The 16,593-nt window shown below is 71.1% G+C and carries 19 protein-coding genes; 6 read left to right on the top strand and 13 right to left on the bottom strand.

From position 1 onward, the window contains the following. Positions 1 to 22 precede the first annotated feature (22 nt). The 3 genes from ACGFZA_RS37940 to ACGFZA_RS37930 are packed head-to-tail and all read right to left on the bottom strand — an operon-like array spanning position 23 to position 2,942. Positions 23 to 868 (bottom strand): ABC transporter ATP-binding protein, encoded by an 846-nt coding sequence (locus tag ACGFZA_RS37940; RefSeq protein ID WP_385288499.1) that lies wholly within the window; start codon positions 866 to 868, stop codon positions 23 to 25. Next, entirely contained in the window at positions 865 to 1,935 is a 1,071-nt protein-coding gene (locus ACGFZA_RS37935) for a FecCD family ABC transporter permease (RefSeq protein ID WP_385288502.1), read from the bottom strand. Before ACGFZA_RS37935 ends, ACGFZA_RS37940 begins: the two co-directional genes overlap by 4 nt. After that, positions 1,932 to 2,942, bottom strand: coding sequence for a FecCD family ABC transporter permease (locus ACGFZA_RS37930; RefSeq protein ID WP_393685240.1), 1,011 nt, complete (start codon positions 2,940 to 2,942; stop codon positions 1,932 to 1,934). The genes ACGFZA_RS37935 and ACGFZA_RS37930 overlap by 4 nt, the downstream gene beginning before the upstream one ends. Before the next feature lie 124 nt (positions 2,943 to 3,066). Here ACGFZA_RS37930 and ACGFZA_RS37925 point away from each other — a divergent pair, with 124 nt between their 5' ends. Next, complete coding sequence (locus ACGFZA_RS37925) at positions 3,067 to 3,693, top strand: HAD family hydrolase (RefSeq protein WP_393685238.1); 627 nt, start codon at positions 3,067 to 3,069, stop codon at positions 3,691 to 3,693. A 1-nt stretch (position 3,694) separates the two neighbouring features. Here ACGFZA_RS37925 and ACGFZA_RS37920 read toward each other — a convergent pair whose 3' ends face one another. Next, on the bottom strand, positions 3,695 to 4,126 hold the full coding sequence (locus ACGFZA_RS37920; RefSeq protein WP_393685236.1) for a MerR family transcriptional regulator: 432 nt from the start codon (positions 4,124 to 4,126) through the stop codon (positions 3,695 to 3,697). 48 nt (positions 4,127 to 4,174) lie between these two features. On the opposite strand from ACGFZA_RS37920, the gene ACGFZA_RS37915 reads away from it, so the two are divergent. Beyond that, positions 4,175 to 5,029, top strand: a complete 855-nt coding sequence (locus tag ACGFZA_RS37915; protein ID WP_393685235.1) for an MBL fold metallo-hydrolase — start codon at positions 4,175 to 4,177, stop codon at positions 5,027 to 5,029. Here the strand turns inward: ACGFZA_RS37915 and ACGFZA_RS37910 are convergent. After that, positions 5,020 to 5,244: a hypothetical protein gene (locus ACGFZA_RS37910; protein WP_385288515.1), complete on the bottom strand. Its 225-nt coding sequence runs from the start codon at positions 5,242 to 5,244 to the stop codon at positions 5,020 to 5,022. The two genes, ACGFZA_RS37915 and ACGFZA_RS37910, sit on opposite strands and share 10 nt — an antisense overlap. Positions 5,245 to 5,453: 209 nt before the next feature. Between ACGFZA_RS37910 and ACGFZA_RS37905 the strand changes: the two genes are divergently transcribed. Beyond that, the gene (locus tag ACGFZA_RS37905) at positions 5,454 to 5,837 is read left to right on the top strand and encodes a cold-shock protein (protein WP_285574602.1); all 384 of its coding nucleotides are present in this window, start codon (positions 5,454 to 5,456) and stop codon (positions 5,835 to 5,837) included. Between the two features lie 81 nt (positions 5,838 to 5,918). Here ACGFZA_RS37905 and ACGFZA_RS37900 read toward each other — a convergent pair whose 3' ends face one another. Genes ACGFZA_RS37900 through ACGFZA_RS37885 form a run of 4 tightly spaced genes read right to left on the bottom strand, consistent with a single transcriptional unit; the run spans position 5,919 to position 9,520 of the window. After that, complete coding sequence (locus ACGFZA_RS37900; RefSeq protein WP_393685233.1) at positions 5,919 to 7,202, bottom strand: ABC transporter permease; 1,284 nt, start codon at positions 7,200 to 7,202, stop codon at positions 5,919 to 5,921. After that, positions 7,199 to 7,951: an ABC transporter ATP-binding protein gene (locus tag ACGFZA_RS37895; protein ID WP_385288522.1), complete on the bottom strand. Its 753-nt coding sequence runs from the start codon at positions 7,949 to 7,951 to the stop codon at positions 7,199 to 7,201. The genes ACGFZA_RS37900 and ACGFZA_RS37895 overlap by 4 nt, the downstream gene beginning before the upstream one ends. After that, positions 7,948 to 9,297, bottom strand: coding sequence for a peptidoglycan-binding protein (locus ACGFZA_RS37890; RefSeq protein ID WP_393685230.1), 1,350 nt, complete (start codon positions 9,295 to 9,297; stop codon positions 7,948 to 7,950). Before ACGFZA_RS37890 ends, ACGFZA_RS37895 begins: the two co-directional genes overlap by 4 nt. After that, positions 9,287 to 9,520 carry a LuxR C-terminal-related transcriptional regulator gene (locus ACGFZA_RS37885; protein ID WP_385288528.1) on the bottom strand — a complete coding sequence of 78 codons (234 nt, stop codon included), beginning with the start codon at positions 9,518 to 9,520 and terminating at the stop codon, positions 9,287 to 9,289. Before ACGFZA_RS37885 ends, ACGFZA_RS37890 begins: the two co-directional genes overlap by 11 nt. 334 nt (positions 9,521 to 9,854) lie before the next feature. Here ACGFZA_RS37885 and ACGFZA_RS37880 point away from each other — a divergent pair, with 334 nt between their 5' ends. Beyond that, positions 9,855 to 10,322: a hypothetical protein gene (locus ACGFZA_RS37880; RefSeq protein WP_385288531.1), complete on the top strand. Its 468-nt coding sequence runs from the start codon at positions 9,855 to 9,857 to the stop codon at positions 10,320 to 10,322. Positions 10,323 to 10,326: 4 nt separating this feature from the next. Beyond that, a complete protein-coding gene (locus tag ACGFZA_RS37875; protein ID WP_385288534.1) occupies positions 10,327 to 11,247 on the top strand; it encodes a hypothetical protein in 921 nt (306 codons plus the stop codon). A gap of 247 nt (positions 11,248 to 11,494) precedes the next feature. Here the strand turns inward: ACGFZA_RS37875 and ACGFZA_RS37870 are convergent, their stop codons facing one another. From ACGFZA_RS37870 to ACGFZA_RS37855, 4 genes are read right to left on the bottom strand one after another with little or no spacing between them, the layout of a single operon-like run. Next, positions 11,495 to 12,370, bottom strand: coding sequence for a 1,4-dihydroxy-6-naphthoate synthase (locus ACGFZA_RS37870; RefSeq protein WP_385288537.1), 876 nt, complete (start codon positions 12,368 to 12,370; stop codon positions 11,495 to 11,497). Further along, positions 12,351 to 13,055, bottom strand: a complete 705-nt coding sequence (locus ACGFZA_RS37865; RefSeq protein WP_385288540.1) for a futalosine hydrolase — start codon at positions 13,053 to 13,055, stop codon at positions 12,351 to 12,353. Before ACGFZA_RS37865 ends, ACGFZA_RS37870 begins: the two co-directional genes overlap by 20 nt. Positions 13,056 to 13,084: 29 nt before the next feature. Further along, entirely contained in the window at positions 13,085 to 13,564 is a 480-nt protein-coding gene (locus ACGFZA_RS37860; protein WP_385288543.1) for a DUF2771 domain-containing protein, read from the bottom strand. A 27-nt stretch (positions 13,565 to 13,591) separates the two neighbouring features. After that, positions 13,592 to 15,022 (bottom strand): MFS transporter, encoded by a 1,431-nt coding sequence (locus ACGFZA_RS37855; RefSeq protein WP_393685226.1) that lies wholly within the window; start codon positions 15,020 to 15,022, stop codon positions 13,592 to 13,594. A gap of 419 nt (positions 15,023 to 15,441) precedes the next feature. Here ACGFZA_RS37855 and ACGFZA_RS37850 point away from each other — a divergent pair, with 419 nt between their 5' ends. Next, positions 15,442 to 16,377, top strand: coding sequence for a DUF3027 domain-containing protein (locus tag ACGFZA_RS37850; RefSeq protein ID WP_385288548.1), 936 nt, complete (start codon positions 15,442 to 15,444; stop codon positions 16,375 to 16,377). The last annotated feature ends 216 nt before the right edge of the window (positions 16,378 to 16,593 follow it).

Here is a 16,593-nt window from a genome sequence, read left to right as displayed (position 1 = left end):
GGTGCCTTTCGTGGGCGGGCGTTCAGGAGGACGCGGTGGGCTGCCAGGGCGCACCGGGCACGACGAGCGGCGATCCTGTGACCGGGTCCGGGACGATCACGGCTTCGAGGCCGAAGACCTCGCGTACGAGTTCGGCGGTGACGACGTCCTGCGGGTGGCCCTCGGCGACGATCCGGCCCGCCTTCATGGCGACCAGGTGGTCGGCGTAGCGGGCGGCCTGGTTGAGGTCGTGGAGGACCGTCACCACGGTGCGGCCCCGGGTGCCGTCGGCGGCCGGGGCGGCGAGCCGGCGCACCAGGTCGAGGACCTCCACCTGATGGGCGATGTCGAGGTACGTGGTGGGCTCGTCGAGGAGCAGCAGGTCCGTGTCCTGGGCGAGGGCCATCGCGATCCAGACGCGCTGGCGCTGTCCGCCGGAGAGTTCGTCCACGGAGCGCGAGCCGAGTGCGGTGATGTCGGTACGTTCCATGGCCTCGGTCACCGCCCGTTCGTCCTCCTGGGACCACTGCTGCCACCAGTGCTGGTGGGGCTGGCGGCCTCGGGCGACGAGGTCGGAGACGGTGATCGCCTCGGGGGCCACGGGGGTCTGCGGGAGCAGGCCGATCGACTGGGCGATCTTCTTCGTGGGGATCTTCGACAGCTCTGTGCCGTCCAGGAACACCGCCCCGCCGCGCGGCTTGAGGAGCCGGCCGAGCGCGCGCAGTGTCGTCGACTTGCCGCAGGCGTTCGGCCCGACGATGACGGTGACCTTGCCGTCGGGGACGGCGAGGTCCAGCTCGTGGACGACGGTGCGGTCCTCGTACGCGAGGGTCAGCTCGCGCACCGTCAGCCGGCTGGTCGCGGTGTTCTGCTGCCGGGTCGTGGTCATGCGTTGCCTCCCGAGCGGCCACCGTGACCGCGGATGATCAGCCAGATCAGATACGGGGCGCCGACCGCCGCCGTCAGGACGCCCACCGGCAGTTCGGTGGGGGAGAAGAGCCTGCGGGCCAGCAGGTCCGCGAAGACGACGATCACCGCGCCGAGCAGGGCCGAGCAGAGCAGCGGAATCTGTGCGGTGCGGGTCATGCGGCGGGCGATCTGCGGGGCGAGCAGCGCGACGAAGTCGACCGGTCCGGCCGTCCCCGTGGCCACGGAGGCCAGGATCACGCCGAGTGCGACGAGCCCGAGCCGTACCCGGCCCAGCCGGACCCCGAGCGCGGTCGCCGTGTCGTCGTCCATGGACACGGACCGCTGGGCGCGGGCGGCCCACAGGACGGCGGGCAGCAGGATCAGCAGGGTCCAGCCGATGGGTGCGGCCTCGTCGTAGCCGCGGCCGTTGAGTGAGCCGGTCATCCAGATCTGGGCCTGCTGGGCGACGAGGTAGTCGCCCTTGGTCAGGAACAGGGTGGTGACCGAGCGCAGCGCGATCGCGAAGCCGATGCCGATGAGGACGAAGCGGGTGGCGTGCAGGCCGCCGCGCCATGCGAAGGCGTAGACGAGGGCCGCGGCCGCGACTCCGCCGATCACCGACAGGTACGGCAGCACGGTGTACGAGGTGATGCCGAACGTCATCGCGCCGACCGTGAGCGCGCTCGCGCCCTGGCTGATGCCGATGATGTCCGGGCTCGCGAGGGGGTTGCGGGCCACGGTCTGGATCAGCGCGCCGGCGATCCCGAAGGCGAGGCCGACGAGCAGCCCGACGACCATGCGGGGGAGCCGCAGCGTGCCCACGACGAGTTCGTCGGGGGACGGCCGCCCCAGGAGCACGTTCAGGACTTCGGAGGGTGCGACGAAGCTCTCGCCGACACAGAGGTACGCGACACAGACGGCGGCCAGCAGGACGACGAGCGAGGCGGCGACGACGGCGGCCCGGCGGTGCAGCAGGAACCGTCCGCGGGCCCCTATCCGTACGAGGCTGTACCCGGCGGGCCGCACGGCGGCCGTCGGGGCGCTCATGCGGGCACCGCCTTCCGGCGCACCAGCGTGACCAGGAAGGGCACCCCGATCAGGGCGGTCATGACCCCGGCGGGCACCTCGCTCGGCGGGAAGACGATCCGGCCGATCACGTCGGAGATGAGCAGCATCACGGGTCCGATCAGGGCGGCCATCGGGAGCACCCAGCGGTGGTCGCTGCCGACGACGGCGCGGGCGATGTGCGGTACGGCGAGACCGATGAACGCGATCGGACCTGCGGCGGCGACCCCGGCCCCGGTGAGCACGGTGGCGCCGATGCCCCCCACGATCCGTACGGTCGCGATCTTCTGGCCCAGGCCCTTCGCCATGTCCTCGCCGAGTGCGAGCGCGTCGAGGCCGCGGGCGACGCAGAGCACGAGCACCGTGCCGAGCAGCAGGAACGGCCAGATCTGCTGGGCCACCTCGGCCTCGCGGCCGGCGATCGAGCCGACCTGCCAGAACCGGAACTCGTCCAGTGCGGAGGCCTTCGTGGTCAGTACGGCCATGGTCACGGAGACCAGCAGCGCGTTGATCGCGGCGCCGCCGAGTGCGAGCTTCACCGGAGTGGCACCGCCGCGCCCGCTGGAGGCGATGGCGTACACGGCGACGGAGGCGATGGCCGCCCCCGCGAAGGCGAACCAGACGTATCCGGTGAGCGTGTGGATTCCCGCGTACGCGATGGCCAGCACCACCCCGACCGAGGCGCCCTGGCTGATGCCGAGGATGCCGGGGTCGGCGATGGGGTTACGGGTGATGCCCTGGAGCACCGTGCCGGCGAGGGCGAGTGAGGCGCCGACCATCAGGCCGATCAGGGTGCGGGGAACCCGCATGTTCCGGATGACCTCGGCGGCGTCGGAGTGCCCGCCGTGGATCAGGGCGTCGAACACCTCGGACGGGGGTATGGAACGAGCCCCGACGGCGAGGCTGAGCAGTACGGCGACCAGCAGCGCCGCGACGGCCGCCGCCGTCGCGAGAGCGCGTCTGGAGCGGCGTGGTGCGGCGGCTGACATCGGACCCCATCGACAAGCGAAACAAACCAAAACAAAGCCAAGCAAAGTAAGGCTTGGCTAAGTCTAAGCGTCGGCTGTGCGGGGCCGTCCGGGGGTGGGCCGGGAGTGGTGGGCGGTCGGCACAATGGACGTCATGGCTACGCACGCACTGACGGTCGGCTTCGACCTGGACATGACGATCATCGACTCACGGCCCGGCATCGCGGCCGCCTTCGTGGCGCTCTCCGCGGAGACGGGGGCCGTCATCGACACCGATCTGGTGGTCGGCCGGCTGGGCCCGCCCCTGGAGCAGGAGATCGCGCACTGGTTCCCGGCAGCCGACGTCGCCGCGATGGCCGACCGCTACCGCGAGATCTACCCCGACTATGCGATAAGCCCGTCGCTCGCGATGCCCGGGGCACGGGAGTCGATCGCGGCGATCCGCGCGCTGGGTGGCCGGACGATGGTCGTCACCGCCAAGTACGAGCCGAACGCCAAGCTGCACCTGTCCCACCTCGGCATCGAACCCGACGTGATCGTGGGCGGCCTCTGGGCCGAGGCGAAGGCCCGGGCGCTGCGCGAGCACGGAGCGGCCGTGTACGTGGGCGACCACACGGGCGACGTACGCGGCGCACAGGCCGCGGACGCCTTCTCGGTGGGCGTGACGACGGGCCCCTGCGACGCGGCGGAGCTGCGTGCGGCGGGCGCGGACGTCGTCCTGTCGTCGCTCGAGGAGTTCCCGGCGTGGCTGGAGACGTACTCACGGGGCTGACTCACCCGGCCCCGGCGAGCCCGCCGGGGCCGAACGCCGGTGAGGCGACGTTGCCGATGGCCCGTTTGAACTCGGGGCAGTCGACGACCGGCTCGTGGTCGCACACGGCCGCGTGGCGAAGGCTGTCACGGAGACGTGTGAGGCGACCGAGCTGCTCGTCGAGGTCACGGGCGCGGGCGGCCATGCGCGTCCGCAGGTCCGGGTCCGACGGTTGTGTCGCCAGGAACCGTCCGATCTCGGCGACCGGGAGTCCGGCGCTGCGCGCGCACGTGATCAGGGCCAGGCGGGCCAGCACATCCGGGTGGTACGTACGCCGCAGGCCGTTTCGTCCCGCGGGGGCGATGAGGCCCTTCCTCTCGTAGAACCTCAGCGCCGAGGGCGCCAGTCCGGACGACCGCGCGACCTCGGAGATGTCCAGCAACGGCTCGGTCATCACAGCCCCCTTGACTTGAATCGCGGTTCAAGTTGCAGCCTAGTCGCCATGAAGATTCATCACCTGAACTGCGGATCCGTCCGGACGATCGAGCCCACCTACGCCGGCCCGCCGCCCGCTCCCGCGGTGAACCACTGCCTGCTGATCGAGACCCCTGCCGACGGCCTGGTCCTGGTCGAGACCGGAATCGGGCTCGGTGACGTCCGGGATCCGGCGGGCACACTCGGCTCGGAGTGGGTCGAGATGGCCGGTCCCGCGCTGAACGAGGAGGAGACGGCCGTACGCCAGGTCGCCCGGCTGGGATACACGCCGTCGGACGTGCGCCACATCCTCGTCACACACCTGGACGTGGACCACAGCGGCGGCCTGCCCGACTTCCCCGATGCCCACGTCCACGTACTCGCGTCCGAACTCGACGCGGCACGCTCCGAAGCGCCCAGCTTCCGCTACCGGCCGGCCCACTGGTCACACGAGCCCCACTGGATCACCTACGGTTCCGAGCCCGATGAGCAGTGGTTCGGGTTCACCGCATTGCAGCCGAAGGGGCTGGGGCCGGAGATCAAGCTCGTCCCCCTGGGCGGTCACACCGCCGGCCACACGGGGATCGCCGTCCAGGACGGCGAAAGATGGCTCCTCCACTGCGGCGACGCCTACTACTACCACCGCGAGGTCGGCCCGCTGAAGGAGACCCATCCGTTGCTCGACCTCGTCCAGACCGGCTCCCAGGTCCACCGGGAGCTGCGCCTGGGAACCCGGGCCCGGCTCCGTGAACTGCTCCGCGACCACGGGGACGAGGTCGAGCTCTTCTCCGCACACGACCCGTGGGAACTGGCCCGCTACACGGGCGGCACGGGGGAGCCCCCGGTGGACTCCACGGCCGTGGGCGCCAGTCCCTACCGCTGAGCCGACCCCGCTCGTGCCGACCGGACCACGCCTGCCGCTGCGATCAGGAAGCCGACGCCCATCAGCATGCAGAGGGACCAGAAGACGGACGGAAGCGGATCCGTGCCGAGGAACAGCGGGGCCATGGTGGCGAGGGTCGACAGGGCGCCGATCAGGAAGACGATCGCGCCGATACGGACCAGCCGGTCGCCCGCGCCGGAAGAAGGAGTACTCACCCCGTCAGGGTAGTTCCCCGAGGCGGCGGACCACCCCGGGCGGCCCGCGGAAGAAGCAGGTGCCGTTTCCGGACAGAGTCCGGATGACCAGGCTTGACGAGGGGTACTTCACCTGTGGAGGCTTCTGCCAGCAGGGGAAGCGCGACCACAGGACGGCCTGACCTGCTGAGGCTTTGTTCCGGCATACGGGTTGAGATGGGGTGCGTGCTTTGCCGACTGGCAAGGTCAAGTGGTTCAACAGTGAGAAGGGCTTCGGCTTCCTCTCCCGCGACGACGGCAGTGACGTCTTCGTGCACTCGTCCGTGCTTCCCGACGGAGTCGACGCACTCAAGCCCGGCCAGCGCGTCGAGTTCGGCGTGGTCGCCGGACAACGCGGTGACCAGGCACTTTCCGTGGCGATCCTCGACCCCACCCCGTCCGTCGCGGCGGCCCAGCGCCGCAAGCCGGACGAACTGGCGTCGATCGTGCAGGATCTGACGACCGTTCTGGAGAACATCACGCCGATGCTGGAACGGGGCCGCTACCCCGACAAGGCGGCCGGCGCCAAGATCGCCGGTCTGCTGCGCGCGGTCGCGGACCAGCTCGACGTCTGAGCGGTAGCGGGAGGTGCGGGACGGACCTCCCCGGGGGCGTGCCCCGGGGAGGTCCGTCCCGCACCGCTCCGGTGCAGCCGCTCAGCGCCGCAGCGCCTCGACCGGCTGGATCCTGGACGCACGCCAGGCCGGGTAGAGGCCGGCGAGAAGGCCGGTGGCGAGACCGATCACCGGGGCCGATGCCACGGTCGCGGGGTGGATGAGGGGTGTCCAGTCCCGGGCGACGGCGACACCGACCACGGTGAGCGTGCCCAGACTCGTGCCCACGAGCCCGCCCAGCGCGCCGAGTGCACCGGATTCCGTGAGGAACTGCGCGGTGATGTGCCGGGCGCGTGCGCCGAGGGCGCGCCGCAGCCCGATCTCTCCCGTGCGCTCCAGCACCGCGACCAGCGTGGTGTTGGCGATACCGACCGTGCCGATGACGAGGCAGATGCCGGCGAGGAGCAGCAGGAGCTGGTCGAGGTCGCCGCTGACGTTGCCCCGCAGGGTGCGCGGGTCGGGTGGCGGGATCGACTTGAACCGGTCGGGATGGGCCGGGTCCAGGGCCGTGGCCGCCTCATGGGCGATCTGGGTGGCGGCACCGAGCCGGGTGGACACCAGCATCTTCGCGCGTTCGCCGCGGGAGGGGCCGCCCCAGTACTTCTCGGCGGTGGTGCTCGGGACGATGACGGAGAGCAGCAGGTCCTCCTGCCGGTCCACATCGCCCACGATGCCGACGACCGTGAGCGGGGTGCCGCCGACGAAGACCGCGGGCTGGGTCTCCAGGGTGGTGATGCCGAGGCGGTTGGCCAGCCCGGAGCCGATGACCACGACGTCTTCGGCGCGTTGCTGGTGGAAGGCGTCGAAGATCCGCCCCTGGGCCATCGCAGGTCCGGCTGCCGCGAGCACTCCGGGGGTCGCGGCGACCACCGGGGCTTCCTCGCCGCCTGCCCCGTCACCGACGGGCGCCGCCGTGACGGTGTTCCTGCCGCTGACGGAGACGTGCCAGTACACGCCCGCGTGCTGGACGCCGTGCAGACGCTCCATGCGGGAGGGCGCGTCGGCGGGGAAGGAGTTGGCGAGGTGTTCGGCGCTCTCGCCGCCGATGTCCTCGATCGTCACCTCCGTCGCGACGAGCGTGTTGAAGCGTGAGTCGATCTGTGAGGACGCGGTGGCGGTGAGGCCGAGGATGGCGACGAACGTGCCCACCCCCAGCACCGTGCCCAGCGCCGTCAGGGCGGAGCGGCCGGGGCGCTGGAGCATTCCGGCGTGGGCCTCCGTGAGGAGGTCCCGTGTCCGCAGGCGCGTACGGGGAGCGGTCGCACGGGTGGTGCCCGTCCCCGGGCGGGAGCGCCGGATGAGGGCCTTGAAGCGGTGACGGTTCATCGGGTACCCGCCGCCGCGGGGACGGGGCGGGTGCCGGACTCGGTGAGGAGCCCGTCCCGGATCGTCACCGTTCTGGCCGCGCGCGCTGCCACGACCGGGTCATGCGTGATGACGAGGAGGGTCATGCCGTCGCTGTGGAGTTCGTCGAGCAGCGTCAGCACGGACTCGGCCGTGGCGGAGTCCAGATTGCCGGTGAGCTCGTCACAGAGCAGCAGCGAGGGACGCGCGACGAGGGCTCGTGCGATGGCGACCCTCTGCCGTTCGCCGCCGGACATCCGGATCGGCAGGGCGTCGGCCCGGTGGTCGAGTCCCACCCGGTCCAGGGCTTCGAGCGCGCGCTTCGTGCGTTCGCGGCGCGGCGTTCCCGTGTACAGCATGGAGAGGGTCACGTTCTCGACGGCACTGCGATGCGGTACGAGGTGGAAGGCCTGGAAGACGAAGCCGATCCGCCGGCCCCGCAGCGCCGTGCGGTCCGCCTCGTGCAGGGCGGTGGTGTCCGTCCCGTCGAGCAGATAGCGGCCCTCGGTGGGCACGTCGAGAAGTCCGGCGATGTTGAGGAACGTGGACTTCCCGGAACCCGAAGGACCCACGACGGCGAGGTACTCACCCCGCTTCACCGCGAGGCGGCACGGCTTGAGGGCCTCGACCGGCGGCGGTCCCGGGTACGTCAGCGCCACGTGGTCGAACTCCATGACGAGGGGCGCGGGGTCGGGCTCCTCGGTGCGGGACAGGGGTGCGGGAACGGTCATGAAGGCAGGCCGCCCTGCTCCGCGGGGCCGCTGCCGGCCGGGCTGACGCCGACGATGACCTTGTCGCCGGGGGCGAGGCGGTTCTGTCCCGTCGGAGTGACCTCGACGTACCCGTCCCCCGAGATGCCGGGACGTACCTCCACCCGGCTCCGCCCGCCGCCGGGACCGAGGACCGTGACGGTCGTCCGCGCGTCCGCACCCGCGGACACCGCGGAGAGGGGGACGACGAGGACCTTGGCCTTCGACGTCGCGGCCTCGACCGTCAGCCGCACGTCCTGGTGGGCGAGTTCCATGGGCAGTGCCTTGTCGGGGGTGACCACGAGAGCGTGGCCGACCGCCCCCTTGTCGGCGCCCTCGGCCGCGCCTTCCTCCTGCTCGGCGGAATCGGCGGCGGACAGCGCGCCGGCCACCGAGGCGACGACGCCCGAAGCGCTGGTGCCGGTGAGCTCGGAGAGGATCTGCACCTTCTGGCCCGGCCTGACCAGGCCGGTCTCGCTCGAACCGAGGGACCCCTTGACCACCAGGTCCCCGGCCGAGACGGTGAGGAGCTTGTCCCCGGCGGGGCCGCCCACCCGCGCGGCGAGCGTGTCGACGCGCGCCGGGAACACAGGGAAGAGGGCGAGTTCGGAGGCGGGGACCATGGGGCCGTCCGCCTCTTCCGCCGCCGTCAGCTCCACCCGGGCGTCGGCCAGGTCCTCGGCCGCGCGCTGCTTGTCGGTACCGGCCTTCGCGTCCTGGTGTGCGCGCTCCATGTCGGTCACCGCGCGCCGGGCGTCCCTGAGCTTCCGCTGCCCGTCCTCCTGCGCGGGGACGGGGTCGTAGCCGAGCGAGGCGTAGAGCCGGGTCACCGCCGACTTCGTCCCGGTGCCGAAGTAGCCCGGCTGGTCGCCCCGGCTGCCGAAACCGATGGCGGAGAGGGCGTGCTGGAGCTGGCGTACGTCGTCCCCGTGCGACCCGGGCCTCAGATCGCGGTAGACGGGCAGGCCGCCTTCGAGCGCGAACAGGGGGCGCCCGGAGATCTCCAGCAGCACCTTGCCGGGCTTCACGGAGGCGCCGGGCTCGACCATCACCTTCGTCACCACGGGGGAGCCGGAGTCCTTCCCCGCCGGTCCGGCGGACGAGACGTCGAAGGTCCGGCCGGCGGCCACCTGGCCGCGCAGGACGACGCTGTCCGTCAGTACCCGGCGTTCCACCGGGGCGGTGAGGACGTCCGGCGCGGGCGGGCCGGCCTCGGCGGCTGCCTGCTGGGGCGAGGAGATGTAGGCGGTCGACACGAGGCCGACGCCGGTCAGGGCGACCGCCAGGGCCGCCACCGTGAGGAGGGCATGCCGTCGGCTACGCGGCATCGCGTCTCCCCGTCTGCTGCGCCCGCGACGCTTCGGAGATGTGGGCGTCCGTCCGGTCACGGGCCGGATCCAGCCAGCCGAGTTCCTGCGCCCGTGCGCCGAGCGCCAGCCTGCTGTTCACGCCGAGTCTGAGCATCAGCCCCTTCACGTGACGTTGCACGGTTCGGTGGCTCAGCCCCAGGGCGCGCGCCGCCCGGGCGTCCTCGTATCCGGCATAGAGCAATTGGAGGAGTCGTAGCTCCCTTTCGTCGACTCTATGAATTATGTCCGACTTGCTCATATCCCCCCCCGGGGAATCATCCGCGAAATCGTTAGTTCCGTGGTCCGGACCAGACTAGCGCACTGATCGAATGTCGAGATAGCCCCGCGAATCGCCCCCAAGGCGACACAAAGGTGCATGTCGGCTGGCGTATTTACGTCATGGGCTATGACGTGGGTGGTAAGGCGTGCGGGGACTGATTAGTGTCCGGTGGCAGTCACGCTCACCCACTCTGGGAGGTTCTCTTATGTTTGCACGTTGGACACGCGGTGTCGCGGTATTGGGTGCCGGTTTCCTCATGGCCATGCAGAATGGCGCGCCCGCTCAGGCGGTGCCGACCTCGTACGTGTCGGATGTGTGCAGCTCCAGCGGGAATCAGTACTGCTTCGAGATCTACTACGACAGTGCCGGTGCCACGACCGGGTATTCGTACAGCTCCTGCTTCCTGGCGAATCAGAGCGTCTCCGACCACTATGGGTATTCGCCGAACGGCGCCGTGCTCGTACGTTATATATTCGAGGGTGGTACGGGGCGGATAACGGGTTCGAATCCGGGGTGCACGGGTGCGTCGGGCGATGGAATCGGGCTGAAGAACGCGGCGGCATCGGCCGTGAACAACGAATGCTCGGTCAATAACATCGTGTACTACAACTCCGGATATCAGGGTACGTCGCAGACCATTACGCCGGGCTGCGGAAGCGACTGGCCGTCCACCAATCTGAAGTCCACGCTGAAGAACAACAATGCTTCGCACAAGCGGGTCTGACCGAATGCGCGGAGCTGCCGCGGGTGTCGTCCTGCTGGCTGCGCTCCTGGTGTCCGGATGTTCTGCGGGGCAGGCCCAGGAGCTGAAGGCGGGCAGTGGGCCGGCGGGCGGGTCGAAGGTGGACGAGGGGGCCTGGCCCGCCCGTACGCCGGTCAGTGGCCTGACCAAGGGGAAGGTTCTGCCGATCGAGGGGTACCTGATCTCCTACCCGGAGACGGTCGCCTGGCAGCGTGCCCAGCAGAGTCTCTGGAAGAGATGTATGCAGAGGTACGGATTCACCTCCTTCGAGCCCCCTGAGCCCGGAATGTTCCCACCGCCCGGATACGACGACGCGAACATGGCTCGCCGCTACGGGATATCGGATGCCAAGGAGGCGGCCCGCTACGGGTACCACCTGCCGGGGGGCACGCGTGAGCCGCCCGTCTGGGAGCCGGGCGAGGGCGCCGAGAGGGCGGTCTTCTCCGGATCGGGCGTGCAGGTCGAGGGCGGTTCGTACAAGGGGGAGAAGGTTCCGGACAACGGCTGCCAGGGCGAGGTGAAGGGCAAGCTCGGAAGGATCTCCTACGCTCTGGCGAGCAAGGTCGAGTTCGCTTCGCTGGAGGAGTCGCGAAACGTTCCCGCGGTTCGTTCCGCCGTGGCGGCGTGGTCCTCTTGTATGAAGTCACACGGTTACCGGGCGGAACACCCGTACAAGGCACCTGACTTGATTTCGACCCTGGGTTCCGAAACTCCGTCAGCGGCGGAGACGGCACTGGCCGTGGCCGATGTCGGCTGTAAGACGACGTCCCGTCTGGTGGATGTCTGGTTCGGTGCCGAGGAGAAGATTCAGAAGCGGCGTATCGAGGAGAATCAGCTCGCGCTGGATGAGGAGCGGAAGAAGAACGACGCGGTGCTGAAGACCGCGTCGCGCGCGAACGACTACTGATTCCGTCTCCGTCCCCGGTGGGGGATTCGGCCTGCCAGGGCTTCACGCACGCCATGACACCCCCCGTCCGGTCCCGGCCCGGGCGGGGGCCGGCCGAGGGCGGCAGTGCCGTACGCCGTACCGACGGATGTCCCGCAGCCGGAACGCGCGTCGGACCGGTCAGCCGGCTCGACCGCCCCCTATCCGAAACAGGGGGCCGGTCCGGCCCGTTCCGCACGTGCCCGCGGGACACGGACCTGCGGGTCGCTCAGACGAACGACAGCGCATCCGGGCCGAGGGCCGGAACCAGTCCTTCGGCCGCGGCGCGCGTCAGCAGACCGCGGATCGCCGCGTAACCGTCCTCGCCCAGGTCCGCGGTGAACTCGTTCACGTACAGACCGATGTGCTGGTCGGCGACGGACGGGTCCATCTCCTGTGCGTGCTCCAGCACGTACGGCCGCGAGGCCTCCGGGTCGTCCCACGCCATCCGGACCGACGCACGCACCGACTCGGCGAGCAGCTTCAGCGTGTCCGCGCCCAGCGAGCGCTTCGCGATGATCGCGCCCAGCGGGATCGGCAGCCCGGTCGTGTCCTCCCAGTGCCGTCCCATGTCGGCCAGGTTGTGCAGGCCGTAGTTCTGGTACGTGAAGCGCGCCTCGTGGATGACGAGACCGGCGTCGACCTTCCCGTCCCGCACCGCGGGCATGATCTCGTCGAACGGCATGACGACGATCTCGCCGACCCCGCCCGGCACCACTTCGGCCGCCCACAGGCGGAACAGCAGATACGCGGTGGAACGCTCGCTCGGCACGGCGACGGTCTTGCCCGTCAGGTCCGTACCCGCCTCCTTCGTGAGGACGAGCGGCCCGCAGCCGCGCCCCAGCGCCCCGCCGCACGGCAGCAGCACGTACTCGTCCAGGACCCAGGGCAGCACCGCGTACGACACCTTGAGCACGTCCAGTTCGCCGCGCTCGGCCAGGCCGTTCGTGATGTCGATGTCCGCGAACGAGACATCGAGGGCGGGCGCGTCGGGGACCCTGCCGTGCGCCCAGGCGTCGAAGACGAACGTGTCGTTCGGGCACGGCGAGAAGGCGATCCGCAGCGGGGCACGAGTCGCCGACGGGTCAGTGGTCGTTTCGGTCATGGTGCGTCCAGCCTTCCAGTACGGGGGTGAGCTTCCCGAACGCCTCGGTGAGCGCGGCCAGCGCGTCGCCGATGCGCCAGGCGTCGCGGTCGCGCGGGCCGACGGCGTTCGAGACGGCCCTGATCTCCAGGACGGGCACGCCGGTCAGGGCGGCCGCCTCCGCGACCCCGAAGCCCTCCATGGCCTCGGCCACGGCGCCGGGGTGCGCGGCGCGAAGGGCGGCGGCGCGTCCGGCGCTGCCGGTCACGGTGGAGACGGTGAGGACGTCGCCGGTCACCGCACGGGTCGCGGCGACCACGGCCTTCACCAGCGAGCGGGGCGGGAAGTGCCAGACCCGGCCGAAGCCGAGTCCGGTCACGGGCACGAAGCCCGCGGGGGTCTCGGCGCCCAGGTCCGCCGCACCGATGCGGCCGGCCACGACGAGGGAGCCGACCGGGGCGACCCCGGCGAAGCCGCCGCCGATGCCCGCCGAGATCACCAGGTCGTAGCGGTCCGCGGCCAGGGCGAACGCGGCGGAGGCCGCCGCGGCGGCCGGTCCCGCACCGCCCGCGAGGACGTCGTAGGGGCCCGCGCGATGGATCTCCGCGCCCGGCACCGTACGGACGGAGACCTCGTCGGCGGACCCGGACGCGCGCGTGACCGCGTCCCGTTCCACCGGGACAGCGGTCACGACAAGCACACGCACGGGGGGTTCCCTCCGAGGTCAGGAGGGGATCAGTCGGTCTTCTTGAGCTCGAAGTGCCAGATGCCGGTCAGCTGCTTGCCCTTGGTCTCCACGATGCTGATCTGCGTCTTGTCCGTGGTCTCGCCGGTCTGGCTGGAGAAGAAGGCGCTGCCCGGGATGGTCCGGTAGGTCTTCTTGTTCGGCTCCTGCTCGGCCTGCTGGCCGTTGACGAAGATCGTCCAGCCGTTGTCCGCGATCTCGGGGTCGACACCGAAGTGGACCTTGTCCTCCATCGCGACCTTGACGGTCTTCTCCGCCTTCTTGTTGAGGCAGCCCTGGATCTCGGATTCCTTGAGGGCCTTGCCATCGTTGTAGCAGGACGCCTCGGCACTCACCGAGTTGTCGCCGACCGTCACGGTGGCGAGCGGCGTCGGCTTGTCGCAGGCGGAGAGGACAAGGAGTCCCGCGGACACGGCACCAAGAGCGACGCCGATTCGACGGCCCTTACCGGAGAAGAACGCAACGGTCATGGGCCGAAGGCTATCGGTCGCTCCCGCTCACGCCACGCGGGGGTGCGGCGAGCCGCGCCGCGCGGCACCCAGCAGACCCCGTACGGACGCGGCGGCACCGAGCGCGAGGATGCCCGCGGCGACCGACATGCCCAGTACTCCGTTGAGGGGGAGGGCGATCCCGATCGCCCCGCCGGCCACCCACGCCATCTGGAGCAGTGTCTCCGAGCGGGCGAACGCGGACGTCCGCACCTCCTCCGGCACGTCGCGCTGGATCATCGCGTCCAGCGACAGCTTCGACAGGGCCTGGGTGAAGCCCGCCATGGCCGCGAGCGCGGCGACCATGACCGTGCTGAAGAAGACGGCGGCCAGCACGGCGACGCCCAGGGCCAGGCCCAGCACCGAGGCGATGATGATCTCGGGACCGCGCGCCCGGAGCCAGGAGCCGACCGCCGTACCCAGCGCGTTGCCCACCCCGGCCGCCACCCCGACGATGCCGAGCGAGATCGCGGCGCTCTGCCCGGCCAGCGGGTGCTCACGCAGCAGGAACGCCAGGAAGAAGATCAGGAAGCCGGACAGCGCCCGGTGCGAGGCGTTGGCCTGGAGCCCGTGCAGGACGGACGGGCCGACGGAGCGCAGACCCGGCCGCTTCTCGCCGTTCCTCTCCTTGGCCTGCTTCTTCCCGGTCCTGGGCGCGGCGGTCTTCCGGAGCGGTTCGGGCCGGACGGCGGCCTCGCCGTGCGGCGGCACCAGATGTGCCTTCCGCTCACCCTTGGCCGAGTCCACCTTGGGCGGCAGCGTGAAAGCGAGGACACCACCGCCGACGAAGATCGCGCAGGCGCCGTACAGCGGCCACGGCGGTCCGATGGTCTGGAGCCCCGCCCCGATGGGCGCGGCCGCACCGGTCGCCAGGAGACCGGCGAGGGTGACCCGCGAATTGGCCTTCACCAGGGAGAAGCGGGGTGGCAGCAGACGCGGTACGACGGCGCTGCGCACCACTCCGTACGCCTTCGAGCACACCAGCACGCCCAGGGCGGCCGGATACAGCTCCAGGCCGCCGGTGGCGACCGCGCCCGACATGGTGAGCGCCAGCGCGGCCCGGGCCAGCATGGAGCCCGCCATGGCGGCGCGGCGGCCGTGCGGCAGGTGGTCCAGGAGCGGCCCGATGACCGGGGCCAGGAGAATGAACGGCGCCATGGTGACGGCGAGGTACAGCGCGACCCGGCCCCGGGCCTGGTCCGTCGGTACGGAGAAGAACACGGTCGACGCGAGCGCGACGGTGATCATCACATCGCCCGCGCCGTTCACCGCGTGCAGTTCGATCAGCTTGCCGAGGCCCGACTCACCGGCCCCGTGGGCGTGTGTCGCCTTCCGGATGCCTCTGGCGGTTCCGGTGAACGGGGTGTGGAGGGCATGACCGATCGACCGGCCCGTTCTGCGGAGCGGACCGGATTCGTCGTGCGACCTGGCAGAAGCCACTTGGTCATACTGCCCCAGTCCCCGGCGTCACGAACCGAGATCGGGGCGGGGCGTGCTGCGAACCGCCCCGTCGGGTCAGTGACCGGGCAGGTCGCAGGGGGTGCGCAGGGGCTGATCCGGGTGGCCGGTGTGCGCTCTTCACACGGGACACGGCGTCGGATACGGCGTCGTTTGGGACGGGCAGGTGGGCGGGGAGCGGCGGAGAGGGTAGCGTGCGTAGCGCGCCACCGGCGGTTGTTCTTGGCCGCGCGCCTCTCGGCGATCCCGCAGAATGGGTTGCAGAAGGTGCGCCCGAGGCAGGCACAACGGGTGTGGACGTCGACGCGGCCCCCAGGTCCGCTCCGCCCGCAACCGTATGGCCGAAATCGATGGATGTGCTGGCGCGCTCGTGAGACTGGCGTAGGAGAGAAGCGAGACCTGTGAGTGCTGCGACGACGCGAAGCCGTACGGCCCGTACCCCCGTTCCCGACCGTCTGTGCGCCGAGGCCGTAGACCTCGCCCGCGCGGCGGCCGAGGAAGCGGCCGCGCCAGGGGTGGTGGGTGAGCATGTGGCCGTGGTCCCCGAGGGGGACCGGGTCGTCACGCACTACTTCGAGTGCAAGGACCCGGCCTACCGGGGCTGGCGCTGGGCGGTGACGGTCGCCAGGGCCTCCCGCGCGAAGAACGTCACGCTGGACGAGACGGTCCTGCTGCCGGGCACCGACGCGCTGCTCGCGCCGGAGTGGGTGCCGTGGAGCGAGCGGCTGCGGCCGGGCGACATGGGGCCGGGCGACCTGCTGCCCACCGAGGCGGACGACCTGCGTCTGGAGCCGGGCTACACCGGCGAGGACGAGCTGCCGCCGAACTCCGCGGTCGCCGCGGTCTCCGGCGAGCTGGCCGATCTCGTCGAGGCCGAGGACGCGGAACTGACGACGCGCCCGGAGCCGCCGCGCCGCGGCTCGATCGCGGCGGTCGCGGACGAGCTCGGCATGCGGCGTGCGCGGGTGCTGTCCCGGTACGGGCTGCATGCCGCGGCCGACCGCTGGGACGAGGGGTTCGGCGCGAAGACGCCGATGGCTCAGGCCGCTCCGGCCACGTGCGTGTCGTGCGCCTTCCTGGTGCCGCTCGCGGGTTCGCTGAAGCAGGCCTTCGGGGTGTGCGCGAACGAGTTCGGTCCGGCGGACGGGCATGTGGTGTCCCTGTCGTACGGCTGCGGTGGGCACTCCGAGGCCGCGGTGATGCCGAAGCCGCCGAAGCCGGCGCCGCACGCGCTGGACACGATGCAGGTGGACGAGTACCCGCTGCGTCCGGCGCGCGACTCCGGCTCGGTGCCGGTGGAGACGGACGGGCAGTCGGAAGACCTCGGCCACTCCTGAAGCGGGGCCCTTGGGCGGGCGGCAGCGGGGGCCCTTGGCCCCGCCCGGTCCCTTGGCGCGGGGTTCCGTCCTCAACCGCCGGACGGGCTTGTTTGTGCGGGTGCCCCCGCGAGGTGCGCTGTTCCCTCGGTGGGTGGGGGTCCGGGGCCCCTCCGGGGCGTCTCCTCAAACGACGAACGTTCCGCGGGTACACAGCCGGCCCGGGTATCTGTTCGT

Origin of the sequence: Streptomyces sp. NPDC048211 (genome assembly GCF_043202315.1) — a bacterium.
Taxonomy (GTDB): Bacteria; Actinomycetota; Actinomycetes; order Streptomycetales; family Streptomycetaceae; genus Streptomyces.
Note: the sequence above shows the minus strand (reverse complement) of the source record. Positions and strands in the feature narration are given on the sequence as shown.

Bases quoted from the DNA above. Each gene is read 5' to 3' on its own strand.
- ACGFZA_RS37940 (WP_385288499.1), bottom strand. From the start codon at position 868: ATGACCACGACCCGGCAGCAGAACACCGCGACCAGCCGGCTGACGGTG.
- ACGFZA_RS37935 (WP_385288502.1), bottom strand. From the start codon at position 1,935: ATGAGCGCCCCGACGGCCGCCGTGCGGCCCGCCGGGTACAGCCTCGTA.
- ACGFZA_RS37930 (WP_393685240.1), bottom strand. From the start codon at position 2,942: ATGTCAGCCGCCGCACCACGCCGCTCCAGACGCGCTCTCGCGACGGCG.
- ACGFZA_RS37925 (WP_393685238.1), top strand. From the start codon at position 3,067: ATGGACGTCATGGCTACGCACGCACTGACGGTCGGCTTCGACCTGGAC.
- ACGFZA_RS37920 (WP_393685236.1), bottom strand. From the start codon at position 4,126: ATGACCGAGCCGTTGCTGGACATCTCCGAGGTCGCGCGGTCGTCCGGA.
- ACGFZA_RS37915 (WP_393685235.1), top strand. From the start codon at position 4,175: ATGAAGATTCATCACCTGAACTGCGGATCCGTCCGGACGATCGAGCCC.
- ACGFZA_RS37900 (WP_393685233.1), bottom strand. From the start codon at position 7,202: ATGAACCGTCACCGCTTCAAGGCCCTCATCCGGCGCTCCCGCCCGGGG.
- ACGFZA_RS37895 (WP_385288522.1), bottom strand. From the start codon at position 7,951: ATGACCGTTCCCGCACCCCTGTCCCGCACCGAGGAGCCCGACCCCGCG.
- ACGFZA_RS37890 (WP_393685230.1), bottom strand. From the start codon at position 9,297: ATGCCGCGTAGCCGACGGCATGCCCTCCTCACGGTGGCGGCCCTGGCG.
- ACGFZA_RS37880 (WP_385288531.1), top strand. From the start codon at position 9,855: ATGGCCATGCAGAATGGCGCGCCCGCTCAGGCGGTGCCGACCTCGTAC.
- ACGFZA_RS37875 (WP_385288534.1), top strand. From the start codon at position 10,327: ATGCGCGGAGCTGCCGCGGGTGTCGTCCTGCTGGCTGCGCTCCTGGTG.
- ACGFZA_RS37870 (WP_385288537.1), bottom strand. From the start codon at position 12,370: ATGACCGAAACGACCACTGACCCGTCGGCGACTCGTGCCCCGCTGCGG.
- ACGFZA_RS37860 (WP_385288543.1), bottom strand. From the start codon at position 13,564: ATGACCGTTGCGTTCTTCTCCGGTAAGGGCCGTCGAATCGGCGTCGCT.